This window comes from Variovorax sp. P4_B10 (assembly GCF_056402375.1).
Genome location: NZ_JBFUHN010000060.1, coordinates 22,850 through 43,922, shown reverse-complemented (window position 1 = coordinate 43,922; position 21,073 = coordinate 22,850). Strand labels below are relative to the sequence as shown.

Here is a 21,073-nt window from a genome sequence, read left to right as displayed (position 1 = left end):
GCCTAGGCCCTAGACCGGGTTGGGGTTGCGCTCGAGAAAGCCCTGCTGGTGCCAGTAGGGATAGGCCCGCGTCGTGGCGCTGGCCGCATCGAGCTCGGCGACCTGCGCTGGCGTGAGGTTCCAGCCCACCGCGCCGAGGTTCTGGCGCAACTGCGTTTCGTCGCGCGCGCCGACGACCACGCTCGACACCGTCGGCCGCTGCAACAGCCAGTTGAGCGCGACCTGCGGCACCGTCTTGCCGGTTTCGGCGCCGACTTTTTCGAGCGCATCGACCACGCGGTACAGCAGTTCGTCGGGCACCGGCGGACCCTGGTCGGCCGTCACGTGCAGGCGGCTGTTGGCGGGCAGCGGCTGGCCGCGGCGGATCTTGCCCGTGAGCCGCCCCCAGCCCAGCGGGCTCCAGACCACGGCGCCCACGCCCTGGTCTTGCGCGAGCGGCATCAGCTCCCACTCGTACTCGCGGCCCACCAGCGAGTAGTAGGCCTGGTRCGCCACATGGCGCGGGTAGCCGCAGCGCTCGGCCACGGCCAGCGACTTCATCAGGTGCCAGCCCGAGAAGTTCGACGCGCCCACATAGCGCAGCTTGCCCGCGCGCACGAGGTCGTCGAGTGTGGACAGGGTTTCTTCCACCGGCGTGCCCGCATCGAAGGCGTGCAGCTGGAACAGGTCGATGTAGTCGGTGCCCAGCCGCCTGAGCGCCGCATCGACCGCCTGCACGAGATGGTGGCGCGACGACCCCACCTCGTTCGGCCCTTCGCCGCTTTGGAAGGTGGCCTTGGTCGAGAGGATGAGCTGGTCGCGCGGCCGGCCCTTGATGGCTTCGCCGAGCACCGACTCCGCGGCGCCGTCCGAATAGATGTCTGCGCTGTCGAACATGTTGACGCCCGCGTCGATGCAGATGTCGATCAGCTTGCGCGCCTCGGCCACGTCGGTGCTGCCCCAGGCGCTGAAAAACTCGCCCTTGCCGCCGAAGGTGCCGGTGCCAAAACTCAACACGGGGACCTTGAGGCCCGATCTGCCCAGGTAACGGTATTCCAAAGTGCTACTCCTTCGAATATGACGCGGCGGGCCGCCCGGCCCGCCGTCGGCCCATTGTTGGCCGCAGCAGTTGAACCTCGTCGCGAGTCGGGCTTTGCGAGTCAGGGTTTGCCAAGCAGCCGCTCGAGCAGGCTTTCCAGCTGATGTGCGTCGATCGGCTTGGTCAGGTGCGCGTAGAAGCCGGCGGCCAGGCTCGCGTCGCGGTCCGACGCCTGTCCGAAGCCCGTGACCGCAACCAGCGTCGGTGGATGGGCAATTTCCCGGCGGACCCGCCGAGCCACTTCGACCCCGCTGAAGCCCGGCAAGCCGATGTCCAGTAGAACGACATCCGGCTGCTCGACCTTGATCGCCTCGAGTGCCGACGGGCCGTCGAAGGCTGTCCGGCTCAGGTAGCCCAGGCTCTCCACGAGGAGACACATCGTCTCCGCCGCGTCCCCGTTGTCGTCGACCACGAGAATCACTTTCTTCGCCCCGCCCTCTTCGTTCCTTTTCCTTTGCAGCGGCGCGGCAGCGCGCGGCAGGCGGATGACGAATTCGGCGCCCTCGCCCGGCAGGCCCTTGCTGAACGCGCTGACGTCGCCGCCGTGGAGCGTCACCAGTTGCTGCACGAGCGTCAGCCCGAGGCCCAACCCGCCCTGGGGCCGGGAAATCTCCTGTTCGCCCTGCGCGAACAACATGAAGACCTGCGGCAGATGGAGGGGCGCGATGCCCGGTCCGTTGTCGTTGACGCTGATCTCCACGTCGGGGCCGGCCTCCTGCAGCCGCACCTCGATGCGGCCGCCGTCCGGCGTGAACTTGATGGCGTTGTTGAGCAGGTTGCAGACCACCTGGATCATGCGGGCACGGTCCCCGGTGATCCACAGGTCGGCGGCCGGGCTGCGGTAGACAAGCGCGTGATGCTTGGCATCGGCGGACGGCTTGAGCATTTCGAGGGCTTCGTCGATCACCTCGGAAAGCTTCACGGGCTTGGATTCGAGGTGGATCTTTCCACTGGTGATGCGCCCGACATCCAGAAGGTCGTCGACCAGCCTCGTGATCTGCTTGAGCTGGCGGGCGATGATGCTGCTCATCCGCGCCAGCGTCTTGGTGTCGGCGCCCTGGCCCAGGCGCTCCATGATCGCCACCGCGTTGGAGATCGGCGTCAGGGGGTTGCGCAACTCGTGGCCGAGCATGGCCAGGAAGGTCGTGATGCGGCGTCCCTCGTCTTCGAGCGTGGAGATGCGCCGGCGCTCGGTCAGGTCGCGCGTGATCTTGGCAAACCCGCGGTGACGCCCCGTCTCGTCGAACAGCGCCGTGATGACCACGCTCGCCCAGAATCGGCTGCCGTCCTTCCGGACACGCCAGCCCTCGTCCTCGAAGCGGCCGACTTCGCGCGCCACCCTCAACTCCTTGGCGGGGAATCCCGTGGCAACCACCTCCGGTGGATAGAAGAGCGAGAAGTGCTTGCCGATGATTTCATGCGCCTCGTAGCCCTTGGTGGCCCTCGCGCCCGTGTTCCAGCTCACGACATAGCCGCCGGGATCGAGCATGAAGATCGCGTAGTCCTTCACGCCGTCGACCATCAGCCGGAAGCGTTCTTCGCTGGCCCGCAGCAAATCGTCCTGCTTCTGGCGATCCGACAGGTCACGCGTGATCTGCGAGAAGCCGCGCAGCTTTCCGTCGGGGCCTGTCAGGCGGGTGATCACCACGCTGGACCAGAAGCGCGTTCCGTCCTTGCGAAGCCTCCATCCTTCTTCCTGGAACTGCCCCGATGCCGCTGCAACCTCGAGTTGGTGCTGCGGCCGGTTTTTTTCCAGCAACTCGGGGGGACAGAAGATGGACAGGTGGCGGCCGATCGCTTCGTGGGCTTCGTAGCCCTTGAGTCGCTTTGCGCCCGCATTCCAGCTGAGCACGATGCCGCCGGGGTCGAGCAAGAAAATCGCGCAGTCCGCAATCGATTCGATCATCAGCCGGTAGTCGGCGTTCGTGACCAGTCCGAGGTTGAGGGGGCCGCTCAGGTCTGGGGCAGGTTCTTGGTTCGTGACTGGAGCGCTGCCGTTGGCCATTTTTGGATCTCGCGTTGAGGCAACCGCTGCAGCATGCGGTCGGGCCCACCGAAACGTCATTGCGTTTTGCCGCGGACACATGTCGGACAAGGCCGCAGTCCTCATTCCTCCCTCTCTTCCCCTCTTGAAATCGGCCTCGGCCGCGTCTATCTTCTTCTCCGTCGGAAATTGGTCGACCGAAAAGGAGGTACTGAAATGACCATGAACTTGCTCACGCAAATCGCCGGCTCCCGCCTGCCTGTCTCGTTCCATCGCACCGAGGACATCGACCAGGTCAGGGTGCTCCGGGCCGCAGGGCTCGTCATCGCCCTGGTGCCATCGCCCTCGGACCCGCTCTCCCTGTCGGGCTCCCCTACAGCGGCCCAGGTGCTGGCCATCACCGAGAAGGGACGCGAGGAATTGGCGAAGTTCAGCTATCCGCAATCCCGCCCGCCGCGCTGGCGATTCCGGATGCCGCGGATCAAGACCACCGCGCACGCCCAACCGCCCGGGCCTCCTCCCGCAAACCGCGGCGACACGGCCAGGCCGCACTAGGGCCGCGACGCGCCGAGCCCCTCGCACTGTCCGTCTCGGCGCCTGAATCACCCGTTGGAAGCGCCGGTCCCCCCCGGCGCTGCATTGGATCAACAGGAGGTTTCGCCATGTACCGTTCTCTTTTTCCTCGCGACATATTTGCCGAGATGGRTCGCCTGCAGCACGACGTGCAGCAGGCCTTCGATCTGTCTCCCACCATCCGGGGCTTTGCCCGCAACGGCTTTCCTGCGCTGAACGTGGGCAGCACGCCGGGAGCCCTGGAAATCTATGCCTTCGCGCCCGGCGTGGAGCCCTCGACCCTCGAGGTCAACCTGGAGCGCGGCCTGCTGACCATCGCCGGGGAGCGCAAGAGCGCGTTGCCTCCGGCAGGAGACAGCAAGGCAACCGTGCACATCAACGAGCGCTTCGAGGGCGCGTTCCGGCGCGTGATGACGCTGCCCGACGACGCGGACCCCGACGCCGTGGAGGCGAAGCTGCGCGACGGCGTTCTGCACATCCGGGTGCAGCGCCGGGCATCCGAGCAGGCGCGCCGGATCGCCATCCAGTGACGAGAACAAACGAAAGGAGACCCGCCATGAGCAACGACATCCAGACCGCGCGCGCAGCCGCGCCGGGCGTGAATGCCCAGAAGGAACGCTCCCACTACAGCGACGCCGCGCTGACGCCGCCGGTCGACGTGATCGAGGACGAGAGCGGCATCACGCTCTACGCCGACCTTCCGGGCGTCAGCCGGGACAAGCTGAATCTCCAGGTGGAAGCGGCGACGCTGACGATCGAAGCGGAGTCTGCCCTCGCGATACCGGAAGGGCTGAAGACCAGCCATACGGAGGTTGGCCTGGGCCGTTTCCGCCGCGTCTTCACGCTCAGCAAGGAGCTGGACACGCAAAACGTGACGGCCGAGCTTGCGCAGGGTGTGCTGAAGCTGCGGATTCCCAAGGCGGCCCATGCCCAGCCGCGGCGCATCGACATCAAGGTCGCCTAGGCCCCCTGGACAACCCGGCGCACGGCGTATTTCCTTCTTGTTCCGCCCTGAAGCCGAAGCGGGCGAAACGCAGCGCTTGACCTTCCCACGGTGGAAGGGTAGAGACTGCAACGCCAGCACAGCGGAGCAAGAGAGAACGCCAATGAAGTCCGAGACCTCGCCAGGAAGTCAAGCGGCCGGGAAGCCCGACGCCACGGAACACCACGCGCACCACGGCCATGAAGCGCACGCCGGCCACCCGGCGTCGCCGCCCGTGGCCGCGCCGCGGGCAGGCGGGGAGCCCGCCGCGTACACATGTCCCATGCACCCGCAGGTGCGGCAGGCGGGCCCGGGGAACTGCCCCATCTGCGGCATGGCGCTCGAACCCGTGGTGGCTGCGGCCGAGGCAGGCGAAAGCCCCGAGTTGCGCGACATGACACGGCGCTTGTGGCTGGGCCTGGCACTGACCGTTCCGGTCTTTGCGCTGGAGATGGGCGCGCATGTGGCCGACATCCATCACCTCGTCGGGCAGCAGGCCTCGAACTGGATCCAGCTGCTGTTCGGAACGCCCGTCGTGCTCTGGGCCGGCTGGCCCTTCTTCGTGCGGGCGTGGGCCTCCGTCAGGAATCGCAGCCTGAACATGTTCAGCCTCATCGCCCTGGGGACCGGGGTCGCCTGGGTGTACAGCATCGTCGGAACGCTCGCGCCGCAAGCCTTCCCGCCCGAGTTCAGGGCGTCCGGCGGCGCGGTGCCCATCTATTTCGAAGCCGCCGCGGTCATCACCGTGCTGGTGCTCCTCGGCCAGGTGCTCGAACTGAGGGCCAGGGAGAAGACGTCGGGCGCGATCCGCGCACTGCTCGACCTGGCGYCGAAGGAGGCGTTGCGCGTCAGGGCAGACGGCAGCGACGAGCGCGTTGCGCTGGAAACCGTGCAGGTGGGCGAGCTGCTGCGCGTGCGGCCGGGCGAGAAGGTGCCCGTCGACGGCGAACTGACCGATGGCAAGGGAACCGTCGACGAATCGATGGTCACCGGAGAGCCGATGCCGGTGGCCAAGGTGCCGGGGTCGAAAGTGACGGCCGGGACGCTCAACCAGACCGGCGGCTTCGTGATGCGCGCCGAGAAGGTCGGCGCGGACACCTTGCTTTCGCAGATCGTCCATATGGTGGCCGCGGCCCAGCGCAGCCGGGCACTGATCCAACGCATGGCAGACCAGGTGGCCGGCTGGTTCGTGCCCGCCGTCATCGCCGTGGCCGCCCTCGCCTTTGCCGCCTGGTTGCTGTGGGGACCGAGCCCGGCGTTTTCCTATGCGCTCATCGGGGCGGTTGCCGTTCTCATCATCGCCTGTCCGTGCGCCCTGGGCCTGGCAACGCCCATGTCCATCATGGTGGGCGTCGGCCGCGGCGCACAGGGCGGCGTGCTCATCCGGGACGCCGAGGCGCTGGAGCGCATGGAAAAGGTCGACACGCTGGTGGTCGACAAGACCGGCACGCTGACCGAAGGGCGCCCCAAGGTGGTCGAGGTGAAGACCACCGATGGCTTCGACCCGGACGATGTCCTCCAGAAGCTCGCCAGCGTCGAGAGAGCCAGCGAACACCCCCTGGCTGCGGCCATCGTCGCGGACGCGCTGGCGCGCAAGCTCGCGCTTTCGCCCGTCGCCGACTTCGACTCGCCGCTCGGGAAAGGCGTGGTGGGGGTGGTGCAGGGCCTGCGGGTGGTTTGCGGAAGCGCAAAGTTCCTCGCCGAGAGCGGCATCGAGGTTGCCGCGCTGGCCGCAGCCGCCGAGGCCGTAAGCGCCAAGGCGGCCACGGTCATCTTCGTCGGCATCGATGGCCGGCTGGCCGGATTCGTCGGCATCGCGGACCCCGTCAAGGCGAGTACCGCGCAAGCCATCGCCGCCCTCCGACAGGAAAACATCCGGGTGGTCATGCTGACCGGCGATGGAAAGATCACGGCCGAGGCGGTCGGCCGGGAGCTGGGCATCGAGGAGGTCGTCGCCGAGGTTCTTCCCGAGGACAAGGCCGCCGTGGTGCAGCGCCTCAAGGCCGAAGGCCGCGTGGTCGCCATGGCGGGAGACGGCGTGAACGATGCGCCGGCGCTCGCGGCGGCCGATGTCGGCATCGCCATGGGGACCGGAACCGACGTGGCGATGGAGAGCGCGGGCGTGACCCTGCTGCATGGCGACCTCATGGGGATCGTGAAAGCGCGCCAGTTGTCGCGGGCAACGATGCGCAACATCCGCCTCAACCTCTGGTTCGCTTTCGGCTACAACGTGCTCGGCATACCCATCGCGGCTGGCGTGCTCTATCCGTTCTTCGGCATCCTGCTCTCGCCGGTCGTCGCAGCCGCCGCCATGGCGCTTTCTTCGGTCAGCGTCATTGCGAACTCGCTGCGGCTGCGCTCCAGCAGGCTGGAATGACGACGAGGGGACTGCTACGATGCCCTTCCCGGGAAAACAGCCTCCCGGTCTGCAAAGATTGACGGTGTCCCGTCCAAGCGCTGGCGACTCACAACGGAGCTAGCCGTGGACACCGTACTGCCTGACGCACTGCCTGCGCTTTCTGCGCCCCTCCCCACCATGCCGACGGATCTGGTCGGGTGGCGGCGATGAGCACCCCTTCCGTGCCGCGCCTGCGCATGGGTCTCGCGCGCCTGCTGCCCTCCGGGGTCGATCCCGGCGCCTTGCCCTTGCTCGCCGCGCGGGGGCTTCGCGCCTTCGGGGACGGATACATGGCGGTGCTGCTGCCGGCCTACCTGCTGTCGATCGGGCTCGGAACGCTGGAGGTAGGCATCGTCAGCACGGCGACGATGCTGGGCTCGGCGCTCGCGACGCTCGCGGTCGGCGCCTGGGGGTATCGCTTCGCAGGAGGACGGTTGTTGCGCGGCGCGGCCTTGCTGATGGCCGCCACCGGCCTGGGCTTTGCGGGCCTGTCCTCGTTCTGGCCGTTGCTGGTCGTCGCGCTGGTCGGCACGCTCAACCCCAGTTCCGGCGACGTCAGCGTGTTTCTTCCCCTCGAGCACGCCCGCCTGGCGGCCGCGGCACAAGGCCATGCACGAACCGCGCTGTTTGCACGCTACAGCCTCCTGGGTGCCCTGTGCGCAGCCTTGGGTGCGCTGGCCGCGGCGGTGCCGGACTGGCTGGTTCGGCACAGCGAGTTCGCGCGGCTCGACGCGCTGCGCGGGATGTTCGGGGTCTACGCGGCGATCGGGCTGATCGTCTTCTGGCTCTATAGAAACCTGCCAGCCCACGCTGGCGCCGGCAACGCGGACAGCGCGCCTGTCGCGCCGGCACCCCTGGGACCTTCGCGCCGCGTCGTGGTGCGATTGGCGGCACTCTTCAGCGTCGACGCGTTTGCCGGCGGGCTGACGGTCAACGCGCTGATGTCGCTGTGGCTGCTGGAGCGATTCGGCTTCTCGCTGACCCAGGCTGGCGTGTTCTTCTTCTGGACCGGCCTGCTCAGCGCGGCGTCGCAGCTCGCCGCACCGCGGGTCGCCCGGCGCATCGGGTTGCTCAACACCATGGTCTTCACGCACCTGCCGGCCAACGTCTGCCTGGTGCTGGCCGCGCTGGCGCCGAGCCTGCCGGTCGCTCTGGGCCTGCTGATGATCCGCAGCGCTCTGTCGTCGATGGATGTGCCCACGCGAACGGCCTACGTGATGGCGGTCGTGACGCCGGCCGAACGCAGCGCCGCAGCGAGCTTCACCGCCGTGCCGCGGAGCCTGGCCGCGGCCATCAGCCCGACGCTCAGCGGCGCGCTGTTCGCAGCCGGATGGATCTCGCTGCCGCTCATCGCATGCGGGCTTCTGAAGATTTCCTACGACCTCGCGCTCTGGCGTGCCATGCGGCGGGACCGGCTCGACGGGGAGTAACCGCGCGGCGGGATGAAACGGGGTTGCGAACACCCGGATCATCGGTACAAACCCTGAATCCTGGCCCGATCCTTGCAATCTCGATCAGAAATGACAGAAAATTTTCTTAATTGACTTATATTTGTAAGCCGATTTTCAAGAAATGCACACTTTCGGGCACGCTACACCTTTCATGAGCATCAACGCCGAGACCTCTGGCACCACCGTGGCCCAACGCATTGCCCAGGCGCTGCCGCGGCTGACGCGTTCGCACCGGCAGGTGGCCGACTTCGTTCTGGAACACCCGCTGCAGGTCGCGACGCTGCCCATCGACGAACTCGCCGCCGCAGTGGGCGTTTCGGTCGCCACGGCCAACCGCTTTGCCCGCGCGCTGGACTTCGACGGCTACGCCACCTTCCGCGCCGAGCTCGTGCGCGGCTTCGAGCCGCTGGTGGCGCCAGTGGAACGGCTGCGCGGCAACCTCGAGCATCCGACCACGGTCGCCGAGGTGTTCGCCACCGCCCTCGACGAGAGCCGGCGCAACATCGAAGCCACGCGCCAGACGCTGGACTACGCCGCCTGCGAGGCCGCCGTGCAGCGCGTCGGCAAGGCACGCTCCATCTACATCRCCGGCTTCGGCGCAAGCGCGTGGCTGGCGGGCCTGCTGCAGCACGGGCTCGATGGCTCCTGCAACGACGTGCGAATGCTGTCCAGCGTCAGCGGCGTCACGCATGCCGCGCGCACGCTGATGCACGCCGGGCCGCAGGACCTGTTCATCGGGCTGACCTTTCCGCGCTACCTCACCGACACCGTGGCACTGGCGCAGATCGCGCGCGGCCAGGGCTGCGCGGTGCTGGCGCTGACCGACCGGCCCAGCTCACCGCTCGCGCCGCTGGCCGACGTGGCGCTCTACTGCCAGACCGAAACCAGCTACCGCCCCAACTGCGAAACCAGCGTGCTCGCGCTGATCGAAGCGCTGACCAGCGCGGTCGCGCTGCGCGCACCCGGCGCAGTCCAGTCCGCCAGCCGTGTGCTGCAGGCCGTGCGCCCCTGGCTGCATGGCGGGCAAGGCCCCGCGCGGGCCGACGTCTCCGCCCAGCCCGCCGGTGCCGCCGCCAATGCCGGCACCCTCGATAAAAAGAAGAAAGCTTCCCGATGAAGAACGACACGCCCGTCATCGCCATCCATGGCGGTGCCGGCACCATCAGCGCCGCCACGACCGACGCAGCGCAGGCACAGGCCTACCACGACGCGCTGCAGAACATCGTGCGCGCCGCGCAGGCGGCGCTGCTCCAGGGCGCATCCGCGCTCGACGCCACCTGCCTCGCGGTCGAGATGCTCGAAGACTGCCCACTCTTCAACGCAGGCTACGGCGCGGTCTTCACGCACGAAGAAACCCACGAACTCGATGCCGCCGTGATGGACGGCGCCACGCTCGCCGCCGGCGCCATTGCCGGTGTGAACCACGTCCGCCGCCCGGTGCGCGCCGCGCGCGCCGTGCTCGAAGATGGTGCCCATGTACTGCTGGCCGGCGCGGGTGCCGAAGCCTTCGCACGCGATCGCGGGCTCGAAATGGTCGAGCCCTTTTTCTTCTCCACCGAGGCGCGCCGCCAGCAGCTCTACCGCGTGCGGGACACCGGCCGCGTCGTCGTGGATCACGAAGGCGCCGCGATGACGCCGCCGCTCGACGAAGACAAGAAGTTCGGCACCGTGGGTGCGGTCGCGCTCGACATGCATGGCCACCTCGCTGCAGCCACCTCGACCGGCGGCATGACCAACAAGCGCGTCGGCCGCATCGGCGATTCGCCGCTGATCGGCGCCGGCACCTACGCCGACGACCGCACCGCCGCGGTCTCGTGCACCGGCAGCGGCGAAATGTTCATCCGCGTCGCGGCGGCCTACGACGTCTGCGCCCGCATGGCCTACGGTGGCGCGACGCTCGAAGCCGCAACACATGCGGTCGTGCAGCAGTCGCTGCCCGCCATCGGCGGCACGGGCGGCTTGATCGCCATCGACCGCCACGGCAACCTGAGCCTCGCCTTCAACACCGAAGGCATGTACCGCGGCCACGCGCGCGGCGACGAAGCCCCCGTGACCGCCATCTTCGCCTGATACGCACGCGCCCTCTTTCTCTCGCACTCCCATGTCCACCCCTGCCCTCGCCCTGCCGGACGGCCGCGTCCTCGCCGTCGACGACCTCACCGTGCGCTTCTCGACTTCCGAGCGCACCGTCGATGCCGTCAAGAACCTGTCCTTCCACGTCGACCATGGCGAAACGCTCGCGGTGGTGGGCGAATCGGGCTCGGGCAAGTCGGTCACCTCGCTCGCGCTGATGCGGCTGGTGGAACACGGCGGCGGCCGCATCCTCGGCGGCAGCATGGCGTTTCGCCGCCGCAATGGCGAGGTGCTCGACCTGGCGCAGGCGCGCGACACCACGATGCGCAGCATCCGCGGTGCGGACATCGCGATGATCTTCCAGGAGCCGATGACCTCGCTGAACCCGGTGTTCACCGCCGGCGACCAGATCGCCGAGGCCATCCGCATCCACCAGGGCAAGAGCAACACGGCCGCGCGCGCCGAGGCGCTGCGCATGCTGGAGCTGGTGCGCATTCCCGAGGCGCGCAACGTGCTCGACCGCTTTCCGCACCAGCTCTCGGGCGGCATGCGCCAGCGCGTGATGATCGCGATGGCGCTGTCGTGCAAGCCGCAGCTGCTGATTGCCGACGAGCCCACCACCGCGCTCGATGTGACGATCCAGGCGCAGATCCTCCAGCTCATCCGCGAGCTGCAGAAGGAGATGCACATGGGCGTGCTCTTCATCACGCACGACATGGGCGTGGTGGCCGAGATCGCCGACCGGGTGCTCGTGATGTACCGCGGCGACAAGGTGGAAGAAGGCAGCTCCGACACCGTGTTCGCAGCGCCGAAACACCCCTACACCAGGGCGCTGCTGTCGGCGGTGCCGAAGCTGGGCGCGATGGAGGGCACCGACCTGCCGGCCAAATTCGAGCTGCTGCGCACCGAAGGCAGCCCCGAGACCGTGCCGTGCACGAACACCACGCCGCAGACCACCGTGCGCGAAGAGGCCGGCCCGATCCTGCGCGTGCGCGACCTCGTCACCCGCTTCGACGTGCGCAGCGGCGTGTTCGGCCGTGTGAAGCGCCGCGTGCATGCGGTGGAGAAGATCAGCTTCGACCTCTACCCCGGCGAGACGCTGGCGCTGGTGGGCGAATCGGGCTGCGGCAAGTCGACCACCGGCCGCTCGCTGCTGCGCCTGGTCGAGAGCCAGAGCGGCGCCATCGAGTTCGGCGGCAAGAACATCCGCGAGCTGCCCACGCGCGAACTGCAGGCCTTGCGCCGCAACATCCAGTTCATCTTCCAGGACCCGTTCGCCTCGCTCGATCCGCGCGTGACGGTGGGCTTCTCGATCATGGAGCCACTGCTCATCCACAACATCGCCAAGGGCGCCGAGGCGCAGCAGCGCGTCGACTGGCTGCTGCAGAAGGTCGGCCTGCCGCCTGAAGTTGCGCAGCGTTATCCGCACGAGTTCTCGGGCGGCCAGCGCCAGCGCATCGCAATCGCACGCGCGCTGGCCCTGAATCCCAAGGTCGTGGTGGCGGACGAATCGGTCTCGGCGCTCGACGTGTCCATCCAGGCGCAGATCGTCAACTTGATGCTCGACCTGCAGCGCGAGCTGGGCGTGGCCTTCCTGTTCATCTCGCACGACATGGCCGTGGTCGAACGCATCAGCCACCGCGTGGCCGTGATGTACCTCGGCCAGATCGTCGAGATCGGCCCGCGCCGCGCGGTGTTCGAGGCACCGCAGCACGCCTACACCCGCAAGCTGATGGCGGCCGTGCCGGTGGCCGACCCGTCGCGCCGCCACAAGCCACGCGCGCTGCTCGAAGGCGAGATTCCCAGCCCGATCCGCGCGGTCGGCGACGAGCCCGACGTGCCGCCGCTGGTGCAGGTCGCGCCCGGGCACTTCGTTGCACGGCACGCCATCGGTGGCGCCTTCTGATCGATCAACCGATTTTTCCAACCCGCAGGCCCTCCTGCTTTTTTCCTCGAACCGACTGGAGTTCTTTCCATGAAGCAATCTTCTTCCTCCCTGCGATGGGCATCGGCACTGCTGGGCCTGGCCGCGCTGGCTGCATCGGGCACGGCATTGGCCGCAAAAGACGTGGTGCTGTCGATCGGCTACCAGCCGGAAACGCTGGACCCGTACAACACCAACACCACCATCACCACCGCGGTGACCAAGACCTTCTATGAAGGCCTGTTCCAGTTCGACAAGGACCTGAAGGTGCAGAACGTGCTCGCCGAGAGCTACGAGGTGTCGAAGGACGGCCTGGTCTACACCATCAAGCTGCGCAGCGGCGTCAAGTTCCACGACGGCACCGACTTCAACGCCGAGGCCGTGAAGTTCGTGCTCGACCGCGTGCTGAACCAGGACAACAAGCTGCTGCGCTACAACCAGTTCAACCGCGTGGGCAAGGTCGAGGCGCTGAACCCCACCACGGTGCGCATCACGCTGAAGGAACCCTTCGGCCCCTTCATCAACTCGCTGGCCCATGCATCGGCCGCGATGATTTCGCCCACCGCGCTGAAGAAGTGGGGCAACAAGGACATCGCCTTCCACCCCGTGGGCACCGGCCCGTTCGAATTCGTCGAGTGGAAGCAGACCGAAGCCGTCAAGGCCAAGAAGTTCGACGGCTACTGGAAAAAGGGCTATCCGAAGATCGACACCGTGTCGTGGAAGCCGGTGCTCGAGAACAACACGCGCGCCGCGATGCTGCAGACCGGCGAAGCCGACTTCGCGTATCCCATTCCCTATGAGCAGGCCGACCTGCTGAAGAAGACCGACAAGCTCGAAGTGGTGGCCACGCCCTCGATCATCACGCGCTTCCTGGCATTCAACATGCTGCAGAAGCCCTACGACAACCCGAAGGTGCGCGAGGCCATCGGCTACGCCATCAACAAGGAAGCGCTGGCCAAGGTCGCCTTCGGCGGCTATGCCTTCCCCGCGCAGGGCATCGTGCCGCAGGGCGTGAAGTACGCCGAAAAGATGGCGCCGATTCCCTACGACCTGAAGAAGGCCAAGGAACTGATGAAGGAAGCCGGCTACCCCGACGGCTTCGAGTCGGTGTTGTGGAGCGCCTACAACAACACGACCTCGCAGAAGACGATCCAGTTCGTGCAGCAGCAACTCGCGCAGATCGGCATCAAGCTGCAGGTGCAGGCGCTCGAAGTGGGCCAGCGCACGGAGCAGGTGGATGCATGGCCCGATCCGAAGACGGCGAAGGTTCGCATGTACTACACGGGCTGGTCGTCGTCGACCGGTGAAGCCGACTGGGGCCTGCGCCCGCTGTTCGCCTCGGAAGCCTGGGCGCCCAAGCTGAACAACATGTCGTTCTACAAGAGCGAAGTGGTCGACAACGCGCTGGCCAAGGCGCTGGTGACGGTCGACGAAAAGGAAAGGACCGCGCTCTACAAGACCGCACAGGACGAGATCCGCAAGGACCTGCCGCGCGTGCCGATGGTCACGGAGCAGAACCTGTCGGCGCACGCCAAGCGCCTGTCGGGTGTGTTCGTGATGCCTGACGGCAACATCAACATCGATGCGATTTCCGTGTCGAACTGATCGCCGGTCCTTCGTTCCCTGACTGACTGTCCGAGGGGCGGTGGCATCCCGCCATCGCCCGCTCGCGACACCCGCACCCCATGCTGAATTACTTTCTCAAACGACTGTTGGGCCTGATCCCCACGCTGCTCATCGTGGCGGTGCTGGTGTTCCTGTTCGTCCACATGCTGCCCGGCGACCCGGCGCGCCTTGCTGCCGGCCAGGACGCCAACGAGCAGACCGTGGCCATGGTTCGCCAGGAGCTCGGGCTCGACAAGCCGCTGCCGCAGCAGTTCGTGAGCTTCTTCACCCACATGCTGCAAGGCGACTTCGGCACCTCGATCCGCACGCGGCGGGCGGTGTCGACGGAGATTGCCGAGCGCTTCTTCCCGACGGTGATGCTGACCATCACCAGCATGGTGTGGGCGGTGATTTTCGGCATGGGCATCGGCATCGTCTCTGCCGTGTTCCGCAACCAATGGCCCGACCGGCTCGGCATGACGCTGGCCGTGTCGGGCATCTCATTTCCCGCATTTGCACTCGGCATGCTGCTGATGCAGATCTTCTCGGTCCAGCTCGGCTGGCTGCCCACGGTGGGCGCCGCGACCTGGAAGCACTACATCCTGCCCTCGATCACGCTGGGCGCGGCCGTGGCGGCCGTGATGGCGCGCTTCACGCGCGCGTCGTTCGTCGAGGTGATCCAGGAAGATTTCGTTCGCACCGCGCGCGCCAAGGGCGTGGCCGAATATGGCGTGGTGTTCAAGCACACGCTGCGCAACGCGCTGATTCCGGTCGTCACCATGATGGGCCTGCAGTTCGGCTTCCTGCTGGGCGGCTCGATCCTGGTCGAGGCGGTGTTCAACTGGCCCGGCCTCGGCCGCCTGCTGGTCGACTCGGTGCAGATGCGCGACTACCCCGTCATCCAGACGCTGGTGCTGCTGTTCTCGCTCGAATTCATCCTGATCAACCTCGTGGTCGATGTGCTCTATGGCTACATCAACCCGACCATCCGCTACAAGTGAGCAAGCAGCCATGACGCAAGCTACCGGCGTGCCTGCCGAAACCATCGTTCCACTGTCCCCCGTCGCCGCGGTGCAAACCGCAGGCAAGGTCCGCACGCCCTGGGGCGAATGCTGGCGGCGCTTCAAGAAGCAGCCCGTGGGCATCGTCGCGGCGATCTTCGTGCTGCTGCTGGTGTTCGTCGCGGTGTTCGCACCGTGGATCGTGCCCTTCGACGCAGAGAATTTCTTCGACTACGACATGCTGAACAGCGGGCCCTCGGCCACGCACTGGTTCGGCGTCGACCCGCTGGGGCGCGACATCTTCAGCCGCATCCTGATGGGCACGCGCATCTCGCTGGCCGCCGGCTTCCTGTCGGTGCTGGTGGGCGGCTTCGTCGGCACGGCCTTCGGCCTGCTCGCCGGCTACTACGAGGGCTGGTGGGACCGCATCGTGATGCGCATCTCCGACGTGCTGTTCGCCTTCCCCGGCATCCTGCTCGCGCTGGGCGTGGTCGCCATCCTCGGCAGCAGCATGACCAACGTGGTGGTGGCCGTGTCGGTGTTCAGCGTGCCGGCCTTTGCCCGGCTCGTGCGCGGCAACACGCTGGTGCTCAAGCAGCAGACCTACATCGAGGCCGAGCGCAGCATCGGCGCGTCGGACTGGACCATCATCGTGCGGCACATCCTGCCGGGCACGATCTCGTCGATCGTGGTGTATTTCTCCATGCGCGTGGGCACCTCGATCATCACGGCGGCCAGCCTGTCGTTCCTCGGCATGGGCGCGCAGCCGCCGACGCCCGAATGGGGTGCCATGCTCAACGAGGCGCGCGCCGACATGGTCACCTCGCCGCACGTGGCGCTGTTCCCGAGCCTGGCCATCTTCTTCACGGTGCTCGCTTTCAACCTGCTGGGTGACGCGCTGCGCGATGCGCTCGATCCGAAGATCGACCGGCAGTAGTTCTTCCTTCATGTCATCCATCACCCTGCCCTACATCGGCAACCTGCTCCAGGGCGCACGCAACGCCATCACCGACGTCGAAGGCGTCATGGTCGGYCACCAGACGCTGGACGACGGCGGTGTGCAAACCGGCGTGACGGTCGTTCGGCCGCACCCTGGCGATCCGTTCCGCGACAAGGTGCCGGCCGCCGCCGTGGTGCTCAACGGCTTCGGCAAGAGCGTGGGGCTGGTGCAGCTCGCCGAGCTCGGCGTGCTCGAAACGCCGATTGCGCTGACCAACACCTTCTCGGTCGGCACGGTCGCCACGGCGCAGATCCGCCATTGCGTGGCAGCCAACCCCGAGAGCGGCCGTTCGCTGCCCACGGTCAATCCGCTGGTCTTCGAGTGCAACGACGGTTTTCTGAACGACATCCAGCGGTTGGCCGTGACGGAGGCCGACTACCTGCATGCGCTCGAAAGCGCCAGCACCGACTTCGCGCAGGGCTCGGTCGGCGCAGGGCGCGGGATGTCGAGCTTCCAGCTCAAGGGCGGCATCGGCAGCGCCTCGCGCCGCGTGTCGGCGCCTGACGGCGACGTGCATACCGTGGGCGCGCTGGTGCTGGCGAACTACGGGCGCCAGCCGCAACTGGTTCTGGCCGGCCACGCAGTCGGCGAGCGATTGGCCGCGCAAAGCACGGCCGAATGCAAGGAGCCGGAGAAAGGCTCGATCATCATCGTCGTCGCCACCGATGCACCGCTCGATGCGCGCCAGCTGCGCCGGCTGGCCCTGCGCGCAGGCGCAGGGCTGGCCCGCACCGGCTCGGTCTTCGGCCACGGCAGCGGCGACATCGTGCTGGCCTTCTCCACCGCCTACACCGTGCCTGACCGCGTCGACCGCCCGATGCCGACCATCGCGATGGTGCATGACGGGCTGCTCGACGGACTCTTCCAGGCCGCGGCCGACAGCACCGAGCAGGCCATTCTTCACGCGCTCTGGCGCGCCACGGCTGTCACCGGCCGCGACGGCAACCACCGGGCGGCACTCTCGGAGCTGCTGCCGCTCTCTTCCCTTTCTTCTTTCGCGCAACCGCACACCCTCCCATGAAAGTCCTGATCTCCACCGACATCGAAGGCGTTGCGGGCGTCTACCACCACGAGCAGGCGCGGCCGGGCAACCCCGAGTACGAACGCGCCCGCCTCCTGATGGCGCACGAGGCCAGCGCGGCGATTGCCGGCGCCTTCGATGCCGGCGCCACCGAGGTGCTGGTCAACGACTCGCACGGCGGCTTTCGCAACATGCCGCCCGACGTGCTCGACCCACGCGCCCGCGTCGTGCAGGGCAAGCCGCGCTACCTGAGCATGGTGGCGGGCGTGGAGGAAGAAGGCGTGGAGGCGGTCTGCATGGTGGGCTACCACTCGCGCGCGCAGGGACGCGGCATCCTCGCGCACACGATCAACAGCTTTGCCTTTGCCGGCATCCGGCTCGGCGAGCAGGAGCTGGGCGAGGCCGGGCTCTATGGCGCGCTGGCCGGCGAGTACGGCGTGCCGGTGGTGATGGCCAGCGGCGACGATGTGTTCATCACCGAGAACCGGCCGATCTTTCCGCATGCGACCTTCGTGCAGACGAAGCGCGCCACGGGCTTCAACAGCGGCGTGTCGCTTTCGCCCGAGCAATCGCGCCAGGCGATCCGGGCTGGCGTGGCCGAGGCGCTGGCTGCGCGCGCCGGTGCAAGCCCGCTCGTCTTCAAGGGCCCGCAAGTGGTCACGCTGCGCACCCAGTCGCCGATGATGGCCGACCTGTTCTGCCAGTGGCCGGCCTTCGAGCGCCTCGACGGCGTCACCCTGCGCTTCACCGCCGATACCGTGGAAGCCGCCGTGCGCATGCTGAACTGCTGTTCGGCCATGTCGTCGATGCTGCGCTGAAGTATTACTCCCTCTCCCCCCGGGAGAGGGCTAGCGAGGCTGGGGATGGGCATGCCGCTGCCCTCACCCTAACTCTCTCCCGCACGCGGGAGAGGGAACAAGTCCCACGCGCGCCTCGGGCTCTCCTCGGGCCTTATCCTTGCCTGTTCAGGCACCCCTCGCCCTTATCCAGAATAAGCATCCAACCGCCCGGAAACCCGCGTCGGCATTGGTGAATAAGCTTATCCGCATAAAGCGCGAACCAAAAAATAGTTTGTTTCCATAAGGCCCGCTTTCAGAATCTCGGCTTCTTGCTGGGGCGCTGGACGCACCGCACTTTCAAGACATACCGCACGATGTACCAATACACAGAATTCGATCGCCAGTTCGTCCACCAACGGGCCGCCCAATTCCGGGACCAGCTCGAGCGCTGGCAAAAGGGCCGCCTGCACGAAGACGAGTTCCGCCCCCTGCGCCTGCAAAACGGCTGGTACGTCCAGCGCTACGCGCCGATGCTGCGCGTCGCCGTGCCCTACGGCGAGCTTTCGAGCCGCCAGCTGCGCGTGCTGGCCCGCATTGCCCGCGAGTACGACGAGCCCGAGGCCGAGGTCTACAAGAAGGCGCTCGAAACGCAGGGCCTGCTCGGCACCCACAAGCTGCCGACCCACTACGCCCACTTCTCGACGCGCCAGAACGTCCAGTACAACTGGATTCCGCTCGCCAAGTCGGCCGACGTGATGGACCTGCTGGCATCGGTCGACATGCACGGCATCCAGACCAGCGGCAACTGCATCCGCAACATCACGAGCGACGAGCGCGCCGGCATTGCCGTCGACGAAATCGCCGATCCGCGTCCGTTCGCGGAAATCATGCGCCAGTGGAGCACGCTGCACCCCGAGTTCGCATTCCTGCCGCGCAAGTTCAAGATCGCCATCACCGGCGCCACCGAAGACCGTGCGGCCACCGGCTGGCACGACGTGGGCCTGCATGTGGTGAAGAACGAGGCCGGCGAAGTCGGCTTCCGCGTGCAGGTGGGCGGCGGCATGGGCCGCACGCCCATCATCGGCACCGTGCTGCGCGAGTTCCTGCCCTGGCAGCAGATCATGAATTACCTCGAAGCGGTGATCCGGGTCTACAACCGCTATGGCCGCCGCGACAACATCTACAAGGCGCGCATCAAGATCCTGGTGAAGGCCGAAGGCCAGCGCTACATCGACGACGTCGAGGCCGAGTACAAGCAGATCCTCGAGCACGACGGCGCACCGCACACCATCACGCAGGAAGAGTACGACCGCGTGGCCGCCTCCTTCGTGCCGCCGACGCTCGCCACCCGCGTGCTGCAGAGCGCCGAGAAGACCGACGCCGAGCTGCGCAACCACGCCGCCGACGACGTGCAATTCGCCCGCTGGCTGGCCCGCAACGTGGCGCCGCACAAGAACCCCGCGCTGCGCGCCGTCACGCTGTCGTTCAAGCGCCTGAAGCAGGCGCCCGGCGATGCCTCGGCCGACCAGCTCGACACGCTCGCCCAGCTGGCCGACCGTTTCTCGGCCGGCGAAGCCCGCGTCACGCACGACCAGAACGTGGTGCTGCCCTGGGTGCATGCCGAAGACCTGCATGCGCTGTGGCTCGCTGCCCGCGCGGCAGGCCTTGCCAGCGCCAACGTGCACCTGCTGACCGACATGATCGCCTGCCCCGGCGGTGACTTCTGCGCGCTGGCCAATGCGCGTTCGATCCCCATCGCCGAAGCGATCACCGAGCGTTATCAAGACCTCGACGAGCTCGACGACCTGGGCGAGATCGACCTGCACATCAGCGGCTGCATCAACTCGTGCGGCCACCACCACAGCGGCCACATCGGCATCCTCGGCGTCGACAAGGACGGCAAGGAGTGGTACCAGGTGTCGCTGGGCGGCTCCGACGGCTCCGCGCTCAGCGGCGCGCCGATGGCCGGCAAGGCCGTGGGGCCCTCGTTCTCGGCGGCCGAAGTGCCGGGCGTGATCGAGGCCGTGCTCACCACCTACCGCGATACCCGCGTGTCGGGCGAGACATTCATCGATACGCTGCGCCGCGTCGGGCCCGACCCGTTCAAGGCCGCAGCCAACGGTGCGCGTTTCAAGGTGGAGGAAGCAGCATGAACAAGACTCTGAACATTCTTTCCGCCGAAGAACATATCGACGACGGCGACCCGAAGGTGCTGCAGCTGGCCAACGATGCCGACCCGCTCGCCATCGAGGTGTGCCTGGCCGACATCGAGCGCATCGACCTGAACTTTCCGAAGTTCACCGATGGCCGCGCCTACAGCCAGGCCTTCCTGCTGCGCCGCCGCCTCGGCTTCAAGGGCGACATCCGCGCCACCGGCGACGTGCTGATCGACCAGCTGGTGCAGATGGAACGCACCGGCTTCTCGAGCGCCGTGCTGAAAGAAGGCGTGGACGCCTCCGACGCGCAGCGCCAGTTCGACCGCTTTGCCGCCTTCTACCAGGGCGATGCGGTAAAGACCGCGCCGCACTTCGCGGCCGGCAACTGAGAACGCATCGGAACCTTCGACATGAGCATCGCCACGGACATCGACTTCGCACGCATCAACACCGAACTCGGCCGCAACGCAGAGGGCCTGGTGGACTGGGCGATCGGCCTGGGCCAGCCTTCGATCATCACCACCAATTTCCGCCCTTTCGAGGCCGTGATCCTGCACATGGTCACGCGCGCAAAGCGGGATGTTCCGGTGATCTGGATGGACAACGGCTACAACACCGAGGCCACCTACCGTTTTGCCGACGAGGTGACCAAGCAGTTGGGCCTGGACCTGCATATCTACCTGCCACGCCGCTCGCGTGCGCATCGCGAAGCGGTGGAGGGCCCGACGCCGGCGCTCGACGATCCGCGCCATGCCGCTTTCACGGAAGAAGTGAAGCTGGAGCCCTTTGCCCGCGCGCTGCGCGAGACGGCACCGAAGGTCTGGTTCACCGCGCTCCGGGCCACCGACACGGCCGTGCGCGCGCAGATGGACCCGGTCAGCGTCAATCCGGATGGCCTGATCAAGGTCGCGCCGCTGCTGCACTGGTCGTCCAAGGAGCTGTACGAATACTGCGAGGCGCACGGCTTGCCCAACAACTTCGACTACGTGGACCCGACCAAAGGCGAAGACAACCGCGAGTGCGGATTGCATCTCGCGCACTGAGCGCC

18 protein-coding genes are annotated in these 21,073 nt (G+C 67.2%); 16 read left to right on the top strand and 2 right to left on the bottom strand.

What is annotated here, in order from left to right; genetic code table 11:
* Window positions 1-9: 9 nt before the first annotated feature.
* Complete coding sequence (locus AC1DXX_RS24085) at window positions 10-1,038, bottom strand: aldo/keto reductase (protein WP_478136732.1); 1,029 nt, start codon at window positions 1,036-1,038, stop codon at window positions 10-12.
* 101 nt (window positions 1,039-1,139) lie between these two features.
* Window positions 1,140-3,083: a PAS domain-containing hybrid sensor histidine kinase/response regulator gene (locus tag AC1DXX_RS24080; protein WP_478136733.1), complete on the bottom strand. Its 1,944-nt coding sequence runs from the start codon at window positions 3,081-3,083 to the stop codon at window positions 1,140-1,142.
* 195 nt (window positions 3,084-3,278) lie between these two features.
* On the opposite strand from AC1DXX_RS24080, the gene AC1DXX_RS24075 reads away from it, so the two are divergent.
* The 16 genes from AC1DXX_RS24075 to AC1DXX_RS24000 all read left to right on the top strand — a co-directional run bounded on the left by AC1DXX_RS24075 (window position 3,279) and on the right by AC1DXX_RS24000 (window position 21,068).
* Window positions 3,279-3,617: a hypothetical protein gene (locus AC1DXX_RS24075; protein ID WP_478136731.1), complete on the top strand. Its 339-nt coding sequence runs from the start codon at window positions 3,279-3,281 to the stop codon at window positions 3,615-3,617.
* Window positions 3,618-3,724: 107 nt separating this feature from the next.
* Window positions 3,725-4,165, top strand: coding sequence for an Hsp20/alpha crystallin family protein (locus AC1DXX_RS24070; RefSeq protein ID WP_478136730.1), 441 nt, complete (start codon window positions 3,725-3,727; stop codon window positions 4,163-4,165).
* Between the two features lie 26 nt (window positions 4,166-4,191).
* Window positions 4,192-4,599, top strand: coding sequence for an Hsp20/alpha crystallin family protein (locus tag AC1DXX_RS24065; protein ID WP_478136729.1), 408 nt, complete (start codon window positions 4,192-4,194; stop codon window positions 4,597-4,599).
* A gap of 142 nt (window positions 4,600-4,741) precedes the next feature.
* On the top strand, window positions 4,742-6,994 hold the full coding sequence (locus AC1DXX_RS24060) for a copper-transporting P-type ATPase (RefSeq protein ID WP_478136728.1): 2,253 nt from the start codon (window positions 4,742-4,744) through the stop codon (window positions 6,992-6,994).
* Window positions 6,995-7,182: 188 nt separating this feature from the next.
* The gene (locus AC1DXX_RS24055; RefSeq protein ID WP_478136727.1) at window positions 7,183-8,445 is read left to right on the top strand and encodes an MFS transporter; all 1,263 of its coding nucleotides are present in this window, start codon (window positions 7,183-7,185) and stop codon (window positions 8,443-8,445) included.
* A gap of 172 nt (window positions 8,446-8,617) precedes the next feature.
* Window positions 8,618-9,583, top strand: coding sequence for a MurR/RpiR family transcriptional regulator (locus AC1DXX_RS24050; RefSeq protein WP_478136726.1), 966 nt, complete (start codon window positions 8,618-8,620; stop codon window positions 9,581-9,583).
* Window positions 9,580-10,536: an isoaspartyl peptidase/L-asparaginase family protein gene (locus tag AC1DXX_RS24045; protein WP_478136725.1), complete on the top strand. Its 957-nt coding sequence runs from the start codon at window positions 9,580-9,582 to the stop codon at window positions 10,534-10,536. The genes AC1DXX_RS24050 and AC1DXX_RS24045 overlap by 4 nt, the downstream gene beginning before the upstream one ends.
* Before the next feature lie 31 nt (window positions 10,537-10,567).
* Window positions 10,568-12,445, top strand: coding sequence for a dipeptide ABC transporter ATP-binding protein (locus tag AC1DXX_RS24040; RefSeq protein ID WP_478136724.1), 1,878 nt, complete (start codon window positions 10,568-10,570; stop codon window positions 12,443-12,445).
* A gap of 69 nt (window positions 12,446-12,514) precedes the next feature.
* Window positions 12,515-14,068, top strand: coding sequence for a glutathione ABC transporter substrate-binding protein GsiB (gsiB, locus tag AC1DXX_RS24035; RefSeq protein WP_478136723.1), 1,554 nt, complete (start codon window positions 12,515-12,517; stop codon window positions 14,066-14,068).
* Between the two features lie 80 nt (window positions 14,069-14,148).
* The gene (gene gsiC, locus AC1DXX_RS24030; protein ID WP_478136722.1) at window positions 14,149-15,069 is read left to right on the top strand and encodes a glutathione ABC transporter permease GsiC; all 921 of its coding nucleotides are present in this window, start codon (window positions 14,149-14,151) and stop codon (window positions 15,067-15,069) included.
* A 10-nt stretch (window positions 15,070-15,079) separates the two neighbouring features.
* Window positions 15,080-16,006 (top strand): glutathione ABC transporter permease GsiD, encoded by a 927-nt coding sequence (gene gsiD, locus AC1DXX_RS24025; RefSeq protein WP_478136721.1) that lies wholly within the window; start codon window positions 15,080-15,082, stop codon window positions 16,004-16,006.
* A 10-nt stretch (window positions 16,007-16,016) separates the two neighbouring features.
* Window positions 16,017-17,090: a P1 family peptidase gene (locus AC1DXX_RS24020; protein WP_478136720.1), complete on the top strand. Its 1,074-nt coding sequence runs from the start codon at window positions 16,017-16,019 to the stop codon at window positions 17,088-17,090.
* The gene (locus AC1DXX_RS24015; protein WP_478136719.1) at window positions 17,087-17,908 is read left to right on the top strand and encodes a M55 family metallopeptidase; all 822 of its coding nucleotides are present in this window, start codon (window positions 17,087-17,089) and stop codon (window positions 17,906-17,908) included. Before AC1DXX_RS24020 ends, AC1DXX_RS24015 begins: the two co-directional genes overlap by 4 nt.
* A 335-nt stretch (window positions 17,909-18,243) precedes the next feature.
* Window positions 18,244-20,022: a nitrite/sulfite reductase gene (locus AC1DXX_RS24010; protein WP_478136718.1), complete on the top strand. Its 1,779-nt coding sequence runs from the start codon at window positions 18,244-18,246 to the stop codon at window positions 20,020-20,022.
* On the top strand, window positions 20,019-20,414 hold the full coding sequence (locus AC1DXX_RS24005) for a DUF934 domain-containing protein (RefSeq protein WP_478136717.1): 396 nt from the start codon (window positions 20,019-20,021) through the stop codon (window positions 20,412-20,414). Before AC1DXX_RS24010 ends, AC1DXX_RS24005 begins: the two co-directional genes overlap by 4 nt.
* 21 nt (window positions 20,415-20,435) lie before the next feature.
* Window positions 20,436-21,068, top strand: a complete 633-nt coding sequence (locus AC1DXX_RS24000) for a phosphoadenosine phosphosulfate reductase domain-containing protein (RefSeq protein WP_478136716.1) — start codon at window positions 20,436-20,438, stop codon at window positions 21,066-21,068.
* The last annotated feature ends 5 nt before the right edge of the window (window positions 21,069-21,073 follow it).